Raw genomic sequence first — 14617 nt, 5'->3', positions numbered from 1 at the left:
CCAGTCCGCCATGGCCTCTGATGAGTCTGTCCCTCCCGGCGCCGTCCAGTTGTCGCTGCTGCAGGGCTTCCCGGCGAAGGCCAGGCCGCCCGGGCCCCCGCTGGCCGCGCACCTTCCGGTGGCCAGGGTCCTCGTGGAGACGCCGCTGCCGCATCTGGACCGGCCTTTCGACTACAGCGTGCCGGCCGAACTGGACGGGGCCGCACAGGCCGGCGTCCGGGTAAAGGTCAGCTTCAATGGCCAGGACCTGTCCGGGTTCATCATTGAACGGACTGAAGAATCCGACGCCGGCCACACCCTGGTGCCCCTGCAGAAGGTGGTCTCTCCCGTCGTCGTCCTGACGCCGGCTGTCCGGGACCTGGTGTCCGCCGTCGCGGCCCGGTATGCGGGGACCGTCAGTGACGTCCTTCGCGTCGCGGTGCCCCCGCGCATGGCGAGGCTCGAGAAGGACTTCCTCTCGTTGCCGGCAGCAGAGCCGGCGGCACCGGATCCGCTCGCCGACGCCGGAGCCTTGACCGGCCCGGACGTCCCCGCCGGGACTGAAGCAGACTGGACCGGGTACCGCAACGGCCCGGCATTTGTCCGCCACCTGAGGGACGGCGGATCCCCACGGGCGGTCTTCAACCCGCTTCAGGGATTCGGCCCGGCAGCTTGGCCGCACCTGATGGCAACGGCCGTGGCAGCAGTCCGTGCCTCCGGCCGCGGCGCCGTGGTGGTGGTGCCGGACTACCGGGACCTGGACCAGCTGGAAAAGGCGCTCCTGGCGGTGCTGCCCGCCGACGATATCGCCCGCCTGACGTCCGACGACGGGCCCACTCCCCGTTACCGGAACTTCCTTCGCCTCCTTGCCGGGTCCGCGCGCGTAGCCATCGGCACGCGCTCGGCAGCGTTTGCCCCGGTCCGGGATCTGGGCCTTGTTGCCTGCTGGGACGACGGCGACGACCTCCACATCGAACAGCGTGCCCCGTACGCCCATGCCCGCGACGTGCTGCTGCTGCGCGCGGACCAGGAAGGCACAGCCTGTCTCATGGCCGGTCATTCCAGGAGCACGGAACTCCAGCGGCTGGTGGAGGCCGGCTGGGCCATGCCCGTTGAGGCCGATCGGGCGTTCGCACGACGGACCGTGCCCCGGGTGCTGAACACGGCGGACAGCTTCGAACAGGAACGCGACCCCCTGGCCCTCGTTGCGCGGCTTCCCGGTGCCGCGTGGCGGGCTGCCAAGGACGGGCTGGAACGCGGGCCCGTCCTGGTGCAGGTGGCCCGCGCCGGCTACGCGCCGTCGCTCGTCTGTGAGACGTGCCGCGAACCCGCCCGCTGCCAGGCCTGCCAAGGTCCCCTTGCCGTGGCCGGAGCCACCGGCAGTTCTGCGGTCCCGCAATGCCGCTGGTGTTCCACGCCGGCGCCGGATTGGCAGTGTGCCCATTGCGCGGGGCACAAGCTCCGTAAGGGCGCCACCGGCGTCCTGCGCACAGCCGAAGAGCTGGGCAGGGCATTTCCCGGAAAAACCGTCATTACGTCCGCGGGCGGCAACATCAAGGCCGGCGTTGGCAGCACCAAGGCCTTGGTGGTGGCCACCGTCGGGGCCGAGCCCGTGGCGGAAGGCGGTTACGCAGCGGCGCTGCTCCTCGACGGCGACTCCCTGCTCCGCCGGGAGAACCTCCGCGCCGGGGAAGACACGGTGCGCCGCTGGTTCAACGCCGCAGCTTTGGTGCGCCCGGCGTCCGACGGCGGACTGGTGGTCATCACCGCGACGGAAAGTGTTGCTGTTGGCGCGTTGCTGCGGTGGGACCCGGCCGGGTACGCCCGGCGCGAGCTGGAACTCCGGATGGAACTCCAGCTGCCGCCGGCGGTCAGGATTGCCTCGGTCACCGGCCCACGGGCCGCCGTCGTACATTTTTGCGGGACCGTGGAGAAAGAGCTCGCCGCCGCCGGCGTGACGCTGCGGACCGCAGGACCGGCTCCGCTGGTCCTCACCGGTCCAGCGGCCGCCGGGGGAGCCGGGGGAGCCGGGGGTGCCGCGGGGGCCGGGGAGGACGCCCGGACCCTGCTGTTCTTTGCGTACGGGCAGGCAGCCACGGTCACCCGGGTGTTACGTGCGACAAAGGCTGCGGCCGCCGCCAAGAGGACGACGGAACCGGTCCAGGTCAGGCTGGACGGCGTGGACGTCCTCTAGCGGCTTCCTCTGCCGGCATCAGTCAGCGGCTGCGCCGCGCCATGATGTCGTGGGCCACGTCCACCAGCTGCTGCGCGGATTCGTCCCAGCTGAACCCCTGCGCACGTGCCACGGAACGCCGGGACACCTCTTGCCAGTGGGCGTCGTCCCGCAGTTTCTGCACGGCCGCGGCGAACTCTGCCGGGGATCCGGGATCAACGTAGGTTGCCGCGTCGCCGCCCACCTCGCGGAAAATCGGGATGTCGCTGGCGATGACCGGCGTGCCGAGGGCCATGGCCTCTACCAGCGGAAGACCATAGCCTTCGGCGTGGGAGAGGCTCACCAGTGCAGTGGCGCGCTTGAGCAGAACGGCATATTCGTCATCGGTGACCCCGTTGTGGAAGACCACCGTGGCACCCGGCGGCACCATGATCTCCAGCTCGGCCCGGCGCTCGGCGGTGATCCTGCTCAGCAGGTGCAGGGTGAAATCTGGCAGCTCGGACATGCCGGCCACCATTGTTTCAACGTTTTTGTAGGGCATAAACGAGCCCATGTACACCAGCGAATGGTCCGCTCCGGCGGCAGGATCACGCGGTTCCTGGGAGGGCTGCGGGGCGTTGCTGATGATCCGCACGGGCCTTTTGGTGAGCCGGTACTTGGCCATCAACGCTTCCGTAGTCCGGCTGATGGTGGCCACGGTGTCCGCCCGGTTGAGGAGGACGCGCTGCGGCCAGAACGCCTTGTGGTAGAGCCGCCAGAGCACGCGGACGGGTGCCGGCAGGAATCCCGGGGGAGCGGGGTGCTCGTAGTAGATGAGGTCGTGCAGGGTCAGGACCAGGCCGTACTTGCGCCCCCAGCTGCCCATGGTCTGCATGGGGCACACCACAACATCGGCGCCGAGCGGGTTGATCCTGCGGGCCACGAACAGCTCCAGCGGGGACAGCGGACTGTTGATCAGTGTGTACGGAACATCCGGGAGCAGCGCCAGTTGGCGCGTGTCGCTGATAAGCATGGAAACGTCGGCCACCTTTGCCGTGGCGGCGATGAGGCTGGCTCCGTAACGGCTGATGCCGTCGTGATGATCGGTCCGGGTGAATCGTGCATCGATGACTATCTTCACGCGGGGTGGTCCTTAAGGAAGCTGCGGATGAAGCCGGCGGCGGGGCCGGGCGTTTCGTAGTGGATCAGGTGGCCAACGCCGGGAATGACTTTGAGGACGCCGTCGGGGAGGAGCGCGGCGAGACGGTGCTGGTCCGGCAGAGTGGCAATCTCGTCTTTTTCGCCGGCGACCAGGAGCACCGGCAGGCTCAGCTTCCCGGCAACCTCGGCCACATGGCCGCTGACCGAGGCCGTGAACGATTCGAGGAGGCTTTCCCGGTTCGCGAAAGCGCTGAAGTAGGCATGGTGCTGGCCGTGGATGAAGCGGCGCAGGTCTGTGTCGGCCGTCTTGGCCATGGCCTCGCTCATGACCCTGACAATCAGCGGACTGCGCAGCAGTGCCAGTCCCAGCGGGCGGGGGAGCCGGGCCGCCAGCCGGTAGTAGAGGACGGCCAGCTGGGTCATGATGCCCTTGGGGCCTTCCAGGGCAGGCGCGGCGATGGGGTTGATCAGGATCAGCGGTGTGACGGTACCCGGGTGGGTGGCGACAAAATGGGCGGCGACGATCGAGCCGAAGGAGTGCCCCACCAGCACGGTGTCCGGGCCGAGGCCGAGCGCCGCCATAAAGTCGGTGACAAAGGTGCCGTACTGCTCCACCGAATGTTTCCCGGACACGAACGCGGCGGAGCTGCCGAACCCCGGCAGGTCCGGCATGATGATGCGCATTTCCGGCAACTGGTCTGCAACCCGGAGCAGGCCGTGGTGATCGCCGCGGAAACCATGGATGACCAGGATGGTGCGGGTGTCCGGCGTGGCCTGAATTGGTTCGTAAGTCCAGTACGCCACCGTGCTGCCGTTAATCACGATGTCGGCGGCCCGGGTGCGGGCGGCCAGCCCGGCGCTGAAGAAGGAGGGCGCAGGCAATGGCTGTTGATCGGCGGTTTTCATGACCCTCGGTCCTAGTTGACGTTGTCGGGGTGGGACCCGGTGCGCTGACCACGGTCAAGCTCGGCAAGGGCTGCCATGTCGCGGTCTGAAAGTTCAAAGCCGAAGACGTCCAGGTTTTCCCGGATCCGGGATTCGGAACTTGCCTTCGGAATGGCAATGTTCCCCAGCTGGATGTGCCATCGAAGAATGATCTGGGCTGCTGTCCTCCCGTGTTCGGCGGCCAGGGCCAGGACCACGGGATCCAACAGAACGTGTCCGCGCGCCAGGGGGCTCCAGGCTTCCGTCCGGATGCCCAGGGCGTGGTGCTTGTCCCTCAGCTCCGCCTGCTGGAGCCACGGGTGCAGTTCAATCTGATTAACGGCGGGCACCACTTCGGCGCTCTCGAGCAGCCGGTCCAGGTGCGCGGGCTGGAAGTTGCAGACGCCAATGGCGCGGACTTTGCCTTCGCGGTACAACGTTTCGAGGGCGCGGTATGTGTCGGTGAACAGATCCCGCTTGGCGCAGGGCCAGTGGATCAGGTACATGTCCACGTAGTCCAGGCCGAGGTTGACCATGGAGGTATCGAAGGCACGGAGGGTTGAGTCGTACCCCTGGTCATCGTTCCAGACCTTCGTGGTGATGAATACGTCCTCGCGCCGCAGGCCGGGCGAGGATTCCCCGGAGCCGCCGCTTCTGCCTTCGGAATCCATGGCGGGGCCGAGCCCCCGCGCCACGCCGGTTTCGTTGCCGTACATCGCTGCCGTGTCAAAGTGGCGATATCCGGTGCCAAGGGCCGTGGCCACCAGGCCGGATGCTTCCGCTGCCGGAACTTTGTACAGCCCGAATCCCAACTGGTCGATCAGCACACCGTTGTTGAGGCTGAGCCGGGGTGAGGTTTTCATAGCATTGACTTTACCCATTGGGCCAGGCGACACCGCCAAAGCCCACCAGGCGGCGCGCGGTGGCTTCATCCACGATCAGGTCGGTGGCAAGGCCAGCGGAGAGGGCGCCCCGCAGGCCGTTGATCTTGGATGCCCCGGAAATCACGCAGATCCGCCGCCGGACCTGGCGCAGCTGGGCGAGCGCCGGACCCGTGGATCGTTCGTTCAGGACGATGCCGTCAGAGGATCCGTCACGCCGGAAAAAGACCGTGGCAACGTCACCCACCACATCTGAATGGGCCAGCATCTTGAGATCGCTCTCGTCCAGGTATCCACCCGCATAGACGTGGCTCGGGTAGTCGGCGTGCACGGATCCAACGCCGAAGATCGCGATGCTCATCCGGGCCTGCAGGTCCAGGATGCGCTGCACACTGCGCTCATTCCACATGGCGGTTTTGGTAGCCGCATGGTCAAAAAACGCGGGAACAGGGAACTGCTCCACGCGTGCGCCGTAGGCACTTCCGAAGCGGCGCATGATGTCACTCGCGTAGGTGATTCCGGTGGTGTGCATGTTGCCGGCGCCGTTCAACTGGACCACAACGGTATCGTGCGTGATCTTGCGCGTGAGGTGCCTGCTGACCGCACTGATCGTTGAACCCCACGCGACGCCGATAATCGCATTGGAGTCCACCAGAGGGCCGATGGTGCGGGCTGCCTGAATGGCCACGCGGTCCAGGGTTTCGGCCTCGTTCAACGACTCCAGCACCGGAACAACGTGCACGTCCACGTTGTACTCGCGCCGGATCATGCTTTCGAGTTCGGGGCCCGTATCAAGCGGGTTGCGGATCTGAATCTGGACCAGTCCAGTGTCCCTGGCCGCCGATAGAAGCCTCGAAACAGTGGACCGGGATGTCCGCAATTCCCGGGCGATCGCGTCCATCGTCAGGTCCTGGAGGTAATACATCTGTGCAGCCCGCAGCGCATCTGAGTGCCGGGAAGGTGTCATTCTGATTCCATTCTGCACGTTTGTGCATAGTGCTTGACTCCATTTTCCATTAGTCCAAACAATAGTTGAAGAACGACGGTGCGTCCGGCGGATGCCGGCACGCCAATAACCCAAGGAGCAGTGTTGGGACTCAAAGATTCATTCGGCCACAGCGGAACCACGCCCGCGCACAGCACCGAGCCGCGCGCATCGGTGCAGGGTCTGCGGAACCGTCCGCACGCCAAGGTATTGATCATCGGCGGTGGCATCAACGGCGTGGGAACCTTCCGGGACCTCGCCCTGCAGGGAGTGGACGTGGCCCTGGTGGAGCGTGGCGATTACTGCCAGGGTGCCAGCGGTGCGTCCTCCCACATGATTCATGGCGGCATCCGTTACCTGGAAAACGGGGAATTCCGCCTCGTCCGCGAATCCGTGGTGGAACGCAACCGCCTCCTGCGGATCGCACCGCACTACGTGAAGCCCCTCCAGACCACCATCCCGATCTTCAGCACCTTTTCCGGCGTCCTGTCCGCACCGTTGCGGTTCCTCACGCACAAACAGCAGGGCAAGCCCAAGGAGCGCGGCGCCTTCCTGATCAAACTGGGGCTGAGCATGTATGACTCGTTCTCCCGGGACGGCGGCTCCGTGCCGCGCCACGAGTTCCGCGGACGCAAGCGTGCCCTCGCCGAGCTGCCGCAGCTGCACCCCGCCATCAAATACGCAGCCACCTACTTCGACGCGTCGGTCCACAACCCCGAGCGCCTTACGCTCGATGTGCTCCAGGACGGCGAGAAAGCCGGGCATGTCAGCGGCGGACCGGAAAGCTCAACAGCACGGGCGAGCAACTACCTTGCACTCCATTCGCTCGGCGGGGCAGCCACGAAGTCCGGCACAACAGGGACAGGCACCACGGTCCAGCTCCGCGACGAACTGACTGGCGAGCTGTTTGATTTCACCGCGGACGTCATTGTCAACACCACCGGCGCCTGGGTGGACCTGACCAACGAAGCCATGGGGGCGGCGTCGGCCTTTATGGGCGGCACTAAGGGATCGCACGTAGTTCTGGACCACCCGGTCCTGCTCGAGGCCTGCAAAGGCCGGGAGATCTTCTTTGAGCACACGGACGGCCGGATCGTCTTGATCTATCCCATGGGCGACCGGGTCCTGGTGGGAACCACTGATGTCCTTGCCGACATGTCGAAGGACGCTGTGTGCACGGAGGAGGAGATCGAGTACTTCTTTGACCTGATCGGACACGTCTTCCCGGACATCACCGTGCAGCGTGACCAGATCGTCTACACGTTCTCGGGTGTCCGCCCGCTGCCACGCCACGACGCCACGCAGCCGGGGTTTGTCTCGCGTGACTACCGGATTGAACGGCGCACGCCGGCTGCCGGGGCACCCGGCGCAGGAACCGCCGTCGTACTCAGCCTGGTGGGCGGCAAGTGGACCACTTTCCGGGCCCTGTCCGAGCACATGGCAAATGATGTCCTCGCCGAGCTGGGGATGGAACGGAAGGTCTCGACGGCGAAACTCGCCATCGGAGGCGGCGCCGGCTTCCCCGAAGATGACGCCGGAATCCAGAAATGGATCAAGGCGCATATGGGTGCCGGCCGGGATGCGGACCGCTCCGCCGTCCTGCTGACCCGCTACGGCACGAGGGCTGGCGACGTGATCCGGTACCTTGATGCCGGCCCGGACAGGTTGCTCCGTTCCACCCGTGAACTCAGCGTCCGTGAGCTGGAGTTCATGGCCCGGAATGAGCAGATCGGGCACCTCATCGATGTTCTGGTCCGGCGCACGTCGCTTGCCTTCAGGGGGCTGGTGACCGGTGAACTCCTCGTCGAGGTGGCCGATGTCCTTTCCGCACCGCTCGGCTGGGACGCGGCAGCCAAGGCTGACGAGATCCAACGTGCACGGGAGGTGCTGGAGCGCTTCCACGGCGTACAGATCCACAGCCTGGTGGCCTAGGCAGGCCAGGCTGCAGCCGGGGCGTTATCGCGCTCCGGTTCAACGGTTCCTTCAACCCGCGAAGGACCGCACAATAGAAAATAGAGGAGTCAATGATGTCTCTTGGAATTGTTTTTCTTTCCGAAGTCTTCGGAACGGCGATGCTCACCCTGCTGGGTTGCGGCGTCGTGGCCAACGTTGCCCTGAAGGGCACAAAGGGCAACAGCGGCGGGTTCCTGATGGTGACCTGGGGGTGGGGGATCGCCGTATTCGCGGGTGTTTTTGTTGCCGCCAAATCCGGCGCCCACCTCAATCCCGCCGTCACGCTGGGCCTACTCGCCAAGCAGAGCAAGGAGTATGCCCCCGGCGTCCCGGTAGATGTGGCCTCAACGTTCACCTACTTTGGCGGTGAACTGCTCGGCGCTTTCCTGGGTGCTGTCCTTTGCTGGGTCGCATACAAGCAGCACTTCGATGCCGAACCCGTGGAAGCCAACAAGCTGGCGACGTTTTCCACCGGTCCGGCCATCCGCTCCACGCCCTGGAACCTGCTCACGGAAATCATCGGCACGTTTGTCCTGGTCTTCGTCATCCTGACGTTCGGCGGGACGCCCTCGGGCCTTGGGCCGCTGGCGGTGGCACTGCTCGTGGTGGGCATCGGCGTATCCCTGGGTGGACCCACGGGTTATGCCATTAATCCGGCCCGCGACCTCGGGCCCCGCATCGCCCACGCAATCCTGCCCATCAAGGGCAAGGGTTCCAGTGACTGGGCCTACTCCTGGATCCCCGTCGTAGGGCCGTTGGTCGGCGGTAGCCTTGCCGGCCTGGTGGCGTTCTGGGTTCCCGCGATCATGCCTGCCGTCGCCGGCTAGTAACCATTTTCAAACACACACAAAAATACAGACAAGGACGTCACCATGAACCAATACGTCATCGCCATTGACCAGGGCACCACCAGCTCCCGCGCCATCATCTTTGACCACAGCGGCAACATCGTTTCCTCGGGCCAGATGGAGCACGAGCAGATCTTCCCGCAGGCGGGCTGGGTAGAGCACAACCCTGCCGAGATCTGGAACAACACCCGCGAAGTGATCGCGTCCGCCCTCTCCAAGGCGAACCTGACCCGGCACGATATTGCCGCCGTCGGAATTACCAACCAGCGCGAGACAGCGGTTGTCTGGGACAAGACCACCGGCGAGGCCGTCTATAACGCGATTGTCTGGCAGGACACACGGACCCAGGACATCGTGGATGAGCTGGCCAAGGACGGCGGCCCGGAGCGGTTCAAGCAGAAGGTGGGGCTGCCGCTGGCCACGTATTTCTCAGGGACAAAGATCAAGTGGATCCTGGACAACGTTGACGGCGCCCGGGCCAAAGCGGAAGCCGGCGACCTCGTCTTCGGCAACACCGACGCCTGGGTCCTCTGGAACCTGACGGGCGGGGTGGACGGCGGCGTGCACGTCACGGACGTCACCAACGCCTCCCGCACGTTGTTCATGGACCTGGAGACCCTGACCTGGGACGAGGAGATCCTGGGCATCTTCGGAGTGCCGCTGAGCATGATGCCGGCCATCAAGTCCTCCTCCGAGGTCTACGGCACCGTGCACACCTCTCAGCTGCTGCGCGAAGTTCCGGTTTCAGGCATCCTGGGTGACCAGCAGGCCGCCACGTTCGGGCAGGCGGCGTTCGAGGCTGGTGAAGCCAAGAACACGTACGGCACCGGCTGCTTCCTGATCTTCAATACCGGCGAGGAGATTGTTCACTCGAAGAACGGTCTGCTCACCACGGTCGGGTACAAGCTCGGCGATGCCCCAACGCACTATGCGCTGGAAGGCTCCATCGCGGTCACCGGTTCCCTGATTCAGTGGCTCCGGGACAATTTGGGCATGATCAGCAGCGCGCCGGAGGTGGAAACGCTGGCGGCGGCCGTTGAGGACAACGGCGGCGTCTACATCGTTCCGGCCTTCTCGGGGCTCTTCGCCCCCTACTGGCGTTCGGATGCCCGCGGCGCCATCGTGGGCCTGACCCGGTTCGTCAACAAGAACCACATCGCCCGGGCGGCGCTGGAGGCCACAGCCTTCCAGACCCGCGAGGTGCTGGACGCGGTCAACGCGGATTCCGGCGTTCCGCTCACTGAACTGAAGGTCGACGGCGGCATGGTTGCCAACGACGCGCTGATGCAGTTCCAGGCGGACATCCTGGGCGTTCCGGTGATCCGGCCGAAGGTAGTGGAAACCACCGCACTGGGCGCCGCCTACGCAGCCGGCCTCGCCGTCGGCTTCTGGAAGGACCTCGGCGAACTCTCGTCCAACTGGTCCGAGGACAAGAGGTGGGAACCGAAACTGGACCAGGCCGAGCAGGACCGGCAGCTGCGCCTGTGGAGGAAGGCCGTGACGAAGTCCATGGATTGGGTCGACGAGGACGTCCGCTAGGCACTCCGAACCGTCTCCGGACAGCAACGAACAGGGAGGGCGGCCCGAGGAGTGCCGCCCTCCCTGGTCTTGTGCGGGTCAGGACCCCCGGTCACCAACCCTCGCCAGCACGGTGGTCAGGGTCCGTCGAGTTCAGCCGGCGGTGTCTTCGCATAGACGCTTCTGCTGACTGAGTATGCCCGCTCATCCAGTTCCAGCGCTTGGGTGTTGACGGCCGCGAACTGCGCGGCGCCCAGCTTCTTCACTTTCACGAGGTCCATGAATTCCTGGTCGGGACCGCCGACGGCGGTGACTTTCACTAGCCCTGTTCCGGCTGAGTAGAACTTCCGCTGGTGGCCTGCCTCAGGCGGTTCCAGCGGGTTGTATTCATCGATCACCAGTACATCGTCGTAGCAGCCAGTCGGGACGCAGACGCGCTGGTGCTTCTTGAAAACTGTCCCGCAGTCAAGGAAGTCAACCTTGGGTGCATAGGCCTGGACATAGTCCGGCGTGCCGGTCCGGGGCCTGGCCTGCATGGCGATGCCGGCCTGGGCCTTGGCAAGCCCGCTGATGAAAGTGCTGGGCGCACCAACGAACTCGCCGTTTTCGTATTCCTCCGGATATTCGCCGAATAGCCAGACCGTTCCCTTTCCAGTCTGCGCAAAGAAGGCCAGTTCGGATTCCACCAGTTCGCCGTCCGAGTAGTCGCGGTCCCACAGGACACGGGTCTTGACGCCGTCAATTACCTTGGTCAGCCCGGTGACTGTATGGACGACAGTGCGTGTGCTGGTCCCTTCGGCAGAGGTCACGGTCCCCGTCGTCGTGTACTGCATGCCAGGCTTGAGCGGGAACCATTTGTTATCGATCCGCGGGGAAGCCTGGAAATCCGAACGGTCAAAGTTGATCGCGGAGCCGGGCCCGCAGAGTTCCGGGGCCGGCGGCGCGGCACCCGCTGTGGGTGCCGACACCACTGTCAGCGATCCGAAGGCCAGCAGCAATGCGGACCCGTATGCCGTGAACCGATGTGCTCGAAAAGCCATCTCACGTGCCTTTCATACTCGTGGGGATCTGCTAGACCGCAGGCGCGGGTTCCAACTCGTGTGCCCCGTGCCGGCGGCCGCGGACGCCTTTGGCGAAACGCAGGTACAGCGACGGGACGATGAACAGGTTGACCATCGTCGACGTGACCAGCCCGCCTAGGATCACCACCGCCATGGGATGTTCGATCTCGTGGCCCGGGATGTTACCCATTACCACGAGCGGAACCAAGGCCAGGGCAGTGGCCAGCGTGGTCATAAGGATCGGCGACAACCGCTCTGCAGCCCCCCGAAGCACCAGCGCGGGTCCGAAGGCCATGCCCTCGAACTGCTCCAGATGCTGGCAGTGGTTGATGAGCAGGATGCCATTGCGTGCCGCGAGCCCCATGAGCGTCAGGAAGCCAACCAGCGAACCCAGTGACAGGATTCCGCCGCTGAGGTGGGCGGCGATCACCCCGCCCACGAGCGCCACCGGTAGGGTCAGGATGGCCAGGGTGGCCAGCCGCCAACTCTTGAAAGCCGCCTGCAGGAGAAGGAAGACGACGATGACCGCGCCAATGGAGTAGAGCAGCAGCCGTTGGGATGCGGCCTGGCGTTCGGCGTATTCGCCGAGGACAACCGCGCTGTAGCCGACAGGGAACTGAACAGATTCCATATCGGTCTTGAGCTTCTCCACGACCTTCGCCAGATCACCTTCCTTGACGTTGGCACTGACATCGATGCGCCTGGATCCCTCCGAACGCTCAATGACGTTGGGCGTGGGCTGCACCGAAATCGTGGCGACATCAGCCATCCGGATCTTGACCCCGCTCGGCGTATCGAGGGGAAGGTTCTCAATGTTCGTGACACTCGTCCGGGCCTCCGGTGGGCTCCACACCTGGACGTCGTAGGCCTTCCCGTCCCGGTAAATGTCGCCGACCTCTTCGCCGGCAACAAAGGTTGCCGCGGCACGCCGCACATCGCCCGGCTTCAGTCCGAAGCGGTTGGCCGCCTCCAGGTTCACCTCCACATCGATCTGCGGCACGCTGGCCTGGAGGGCAACCTTCGCGCCGATGGCTCCCTCAATGCCGCCCAGGATGGTCTTGATCTTGTCGGCTTCCTGGCGCAGCGTTGCAAGGTCGTCTCCGTATACGCGGACGACGACGGCATAGCCGGTTCCGGTGAGTACCTCACGGATGCGTTCCTTGAGGTACGTCTGCACATCCCGTGTGATTCCGGGGTAACCGTCCACTACATGCGAGACTGCTGCCAGGGTTTGGTCATAATCCACCCCGGGGTCGACGCTGATCCAGTTCTCGCCGAAGTAGACGCCCACCACCTCATCGGCGTTGAACGCCTGTCCCGTGTGGGACCCGCAGTTGTTCACTCCGGGGATGGTCATGAGTTCCTTACAGGCCAACTGGCTGACGCGGACTTCCTCGGCGTTGGACGTGCCGGGCTGCGTGAGCCAGTGCATCAGGAAATCACGCTCCTTGAAGGACGGGAGCAACGATTGGCCCAGCAGCGGCGCCGCTACGATGCCGATGACGCCCACGGCTGCCAGCGTCAGGTAGCCGGGGACAGGACGGCGGACAATGGGCCGGAGCGCGTTGGCGTACCAACGCTTCAGGACCCTGACCACGGGCGGATCCCGGTCCTCCAGCTTGGCATTTCGCAAGACGATGTACGCCATTGCGGGCGTGACCGTCAGCGCCACGAGCATGGACGCGACCACCGCGAGGGTGTAGGACGTGGCCAGCGGACGGAAGAATGCCCCGGTCAGCCCGTCAAGGAAGAAGATCGGAACCGTGGCGGCGACGATAATCAGCGTGGCGTACACAATCGGTCCGCGCACCTCAAGCGAGGCGTTGACCACCACCCTGGCGGTGCTTCCGGTGGCGCCACTGGCCCGGTGGCGCCGGAGCCGTCTGACGATATTCTCGACGTCGATGATGGCATCGTCCACCACCACTCCGACGGCAATCACCAACCCCGCAAGCACCATGGTATTGATCGTGCCGCCGGTCCAATACAACACGAGGGCCGCCGCCACCAGTGACAACGGGATGGCCAGCACGCTGACCAATGCCGTCCGCCACTGGAAGAGGAAGACACTCAACACCAGGATGACCAGCAGACATCCGAGCAGCAAGGCTACGCCCAGGTTGTCGAGGGATTCCTCAATGAAGGTTGCCGGCCGGAAGATGGTCGTGTCCACAGCGATTCCGGTCAGGCCGGGCTCGAGTTGTTTCATGGCCTCTTCCACCCCCTTCGTCACTTCGAGGGTGTTGCCCCAAGGCAGTTTTTCCACGATCAGCATCAGGCCCGGTCCGCCGTTAATGACGGCGTCACCGATCAGCTGCTGGTGGTCCTCCACCACATTGGCCACGTCGCCCAGCTGGAGCGGGGGCTGTCCCTCACGATCCTCCAGTGCCACCTTCGCGAGGTCCGCAGGCGTGGTGATGGGCTGGATGTGCCTGATCCCAATTGTCTGGCTGGGTGTGTCCAGGGAACCGCCGGTGCCGATCAGGGCACCGGAGGAATACTGGAGCAGGCCGGCGTCGAGGGCATTGGCAGTGGTGCTCATGACGGTTTCCAGGCTGACCTTGTTTGCTGCCAGCTTGGCCGGGTCAGCCTGGACCTGAAGCATCTGGAGACGTTCACCCCAGATTGCCACGTTTGCCACGCCGGGAACGCGGAGCAGATGTGCCCTGATGTTCCAGTAGGAAATCATTGACATCTCGATCAGGGACCGGGTGTCGGAGGACAGCCCGATCTTCATGACCCGGCTGGTCGAGGACAGGGGCTGCAGCATGACCGGCGGCGCCGCCCAGGTGGGCAGCGTCGGAATGACCGTCGCCATCCGTTCGGACACAAGCTGTCGGGCAGTGAGCAGATCCGTGCCGTTCTCGAATTCCATCACAATCGAGGACAGCTGCGGTACCGACTTGGACCGCATGTGGTGGAGGCCGTCGATGCCGTTGAAGGCTTCTTCCATGGGAACCGAAACGAGTTCTTCCACCTCAGCGGCGGTAAGTCCCAGGCAGGCTGTCTGGACCTCCACTTTCGGCGGCGCGAATTCAGGGAACACGTCCACCGAGGCACTGCTAAGCTGGGCGCCGCCTACCATCATCAGCGCCGCCGCCATCGCAATGATGATCGATCTGAACCTTAGGCTTGCCGCGACTATCCGGCGCATG

Annotated in this window: 10 protein-coding genes; 4 read left to right on the top strand and 6 right to left on the bottom strand. The window is 64.8% G+C overall.

From position 1 onward, the window contains the following. The first annotated feature begins 10 nt into the window (after positions 1 to 10). Positions 11 to 2173, top strand: coding sequence for a primosomal protein N' (locus tag CXR02_RS03310; protein ID WP_104060719.1), 2163 nt, complete (start codon positions 11 to 13; stop codon positions 2171 to 2173). Positions 2174 to 2195: 22 nt separating this feature from the next. On the opposite strand, the gene CXR02_RS03305 is transcribed toward CXR02_RS03310, so the two are convergent. The 4 genes from CXR02_RS03305 to CXR02_RS03290 are packed head-to-tail and all read right to left on the bottom strand — an operon-like array spanning position 2196 to position 6064. Continuing rightward, entirely contained in the window at positions 2196 to 3272 is a 1077-nt protein-coding gene (locus CXR02_RS03305; RefSeq protein ID WP_104060718.1) for a glycosyltransferase family 1 protein, read from the bottom strand. Then, positions 3269 to 4198 carry an alpha/beta fold hydrolase gene (locus CXR02_RS03300; RefSeq protein WP_104060717.1) on the bottom strand — a complete coding sequence of 310 codons (930 nt, stop codon included), beginning with the start codon at positions 4196 to 4198 and terminating at the stop codon, positions 3269 to 3271. The genes CXR02_RS03305 and CXR02_RS03300 overlap by 4 nt, the downstream gene beginning before the upstream one ends. A gap of 11 nt (positions 4199 to 4209) precedes the next feature. Further along, positions 4210 to 5079, bottom strand: a complete 870-nt coding sequence (locus CXR02_RS03295; RefSeq protein ID WP_104060716.1) for an aldo/keto reductase — start codon at positions 5077 to 5079, stop codon at positions 4210 to 4212. A 10-nt stretch (positions 5080 to 5089) separates the two neighbouring features. Further along, positions 5090 to 6064: a sugar-binding transcriptional regulator gene (locus CXR02_RS03290; RefSeq protein WP_058932384.1), complete on the bottom strand. Its 975-nt coding sequence runs from the start codon at positions 6062 to 6064 to the stop codon at positions 5090 to 5092. Positions 6065 to 6187: 123 nt separating this feature from the next. Between CXR02_RS03290 and CXR02_RS03285 the strand changes: the two genes are divergently transcribed. From CXR02_RS03285 to glpK, 3 genes are all read left to right on the top strand, one after another. After that, complete coding sequence (locus tag CXR02_RS03285) at positions 6188 to 8014, top strand: glycerol-3-phosphate dehydrogenase/oxidase (protein ID WP_104060715.1); 1827 nt, start codon at positions 6188 to 6190, stop codon at positions 8012 to 8014. Between the two features lie 95 nt (positions 8015 to 8109). Beyond that, the gene (locus CXR02_RS03280; protein WP_104060714.1) at positions 8110 to 8862 is read left to right on the top strand and encodes an MIP/aquaporin family protein; all 753 of its coding nucleotides are present in this window, start codon (positions 8110 to 8112) and stop codon (positions 8860 to 8862) included. A gap of 45 nt (positions 8863 to 8907) precedes the next feature. Beyond that, positions 8908 to 10422: a glycerol kinase GlpK gene (gene glpK, locus CXR02_RS03275; protein WP_104060713.1), complete on the top strand. Its 1515-nt coding sequence runs from the start codon at positions 8908 to 8910 to the stop codon at positions 10420 to 10422. Positions 10423 to 10538: 116 nt separating this feature from the next. On the opposite strand, the gene CXR02_RS03270 is transcribed toward glpK, so the two are convergent. Next, positions 10539 to 11441 carry a hypothetical protein gene (locus CXR02_RS03270; protein ID WP_104060712.1) on the bottom strand — a complete coding sequence of 301 codons (903 nt, stop codon included), beginning with the start codon at positions 11439 to 11441 and terminating at the stop codon, positions 10539 to 10541. A 31-nt stretch (positions 11442 to 11472) separates the two neighbouring features. Further along, the gene (locus CXR02_RS03265; protein ID WP_104060711.1) at positions 11473 to 14616 is read right to left on the bottom strand and encodes an efflux RND transporter permease subunit; all 3144 of its coding nucleotides are present in this window, start codon (positions 14614 to 14616) and stop codon (positions 11473 to 11475) included. Between the last annotated feature and the right edge of the window lies 1 nt (position 14617).

The organism is Arthrobacter sp. 4R501 (assembly GCF_002929755.1).
GTDB lineage: Bacteria > Actinomycetota > Actinomycetes > Actinomycetales > Micrococcaceae > Arthrobacter.
The sequence above is the reverse complement of the archived record's forward strand: the minus strand, read 5'-3'. Positions and strand labels throughout refer to the sequence as shown.

Excerpts from the sequence above, each read along its gene's own strand:
- CXR02_RS03310 (WP_104060719.1), top strand. The coding sequence starts at position 11 with ATGGCCTCTGATGAGTCTGTCCCTCCCGGCGCCGTCCAGTTGTCGCTG.
- CXR02_RS03300 (WP_104060717.1), bottom strand. The coding sequence starts at position 4,198 with ATGAAAACCGCCGATCAACAGCCATTGCCTGCGCCCTCCTTCTTCAGC.
- CXR02_RS03295 (WP_104060716.1), bottom strand. The coding sequence starts at position 5,079 with ATGAAAACCTCACCCCGGCTCAGCCTCAACAACGGTGTGCTGATCGAC.
- CXR02_RS03290 (WP_058932384.1), bottom strand. The coding sequence starts at position 6,064 with ATGACACCTTCCCGGCACTCAGATGCGCTGCGGGCTGCACAGATGTAT.
- CXR02_RS03280 (WP_104060714.1), top strand. The coding sequence starts at position 8,110 with ATGTCTCTTGGAATTGTTTTTCTTTCCGAAGTCTTCGGAACGGCGATG.
- glpK (WP_104060713.1), top strand. The coding sequence starts at position 8,908 with ATGAACCAATACGTCATCGCCATTGACCAGGGCACCACCAGCTCCCGC.
- CXR02_RS03270 (WP_104060712.1), bottom strand. The coding sequence starts at position 11,441 with ATGGCTTTTCGAGCACATCGGTTCACGGCATACGGGTCCGCATTGCTG.
- CXR02_RS03265 (WP_104060711.1), bottom strand. The coding sequence starts at position 14,616 with ATGCGCCGGATAGTCGCGGCAAGCCTAAGGTTCAGATCGATCATCATT.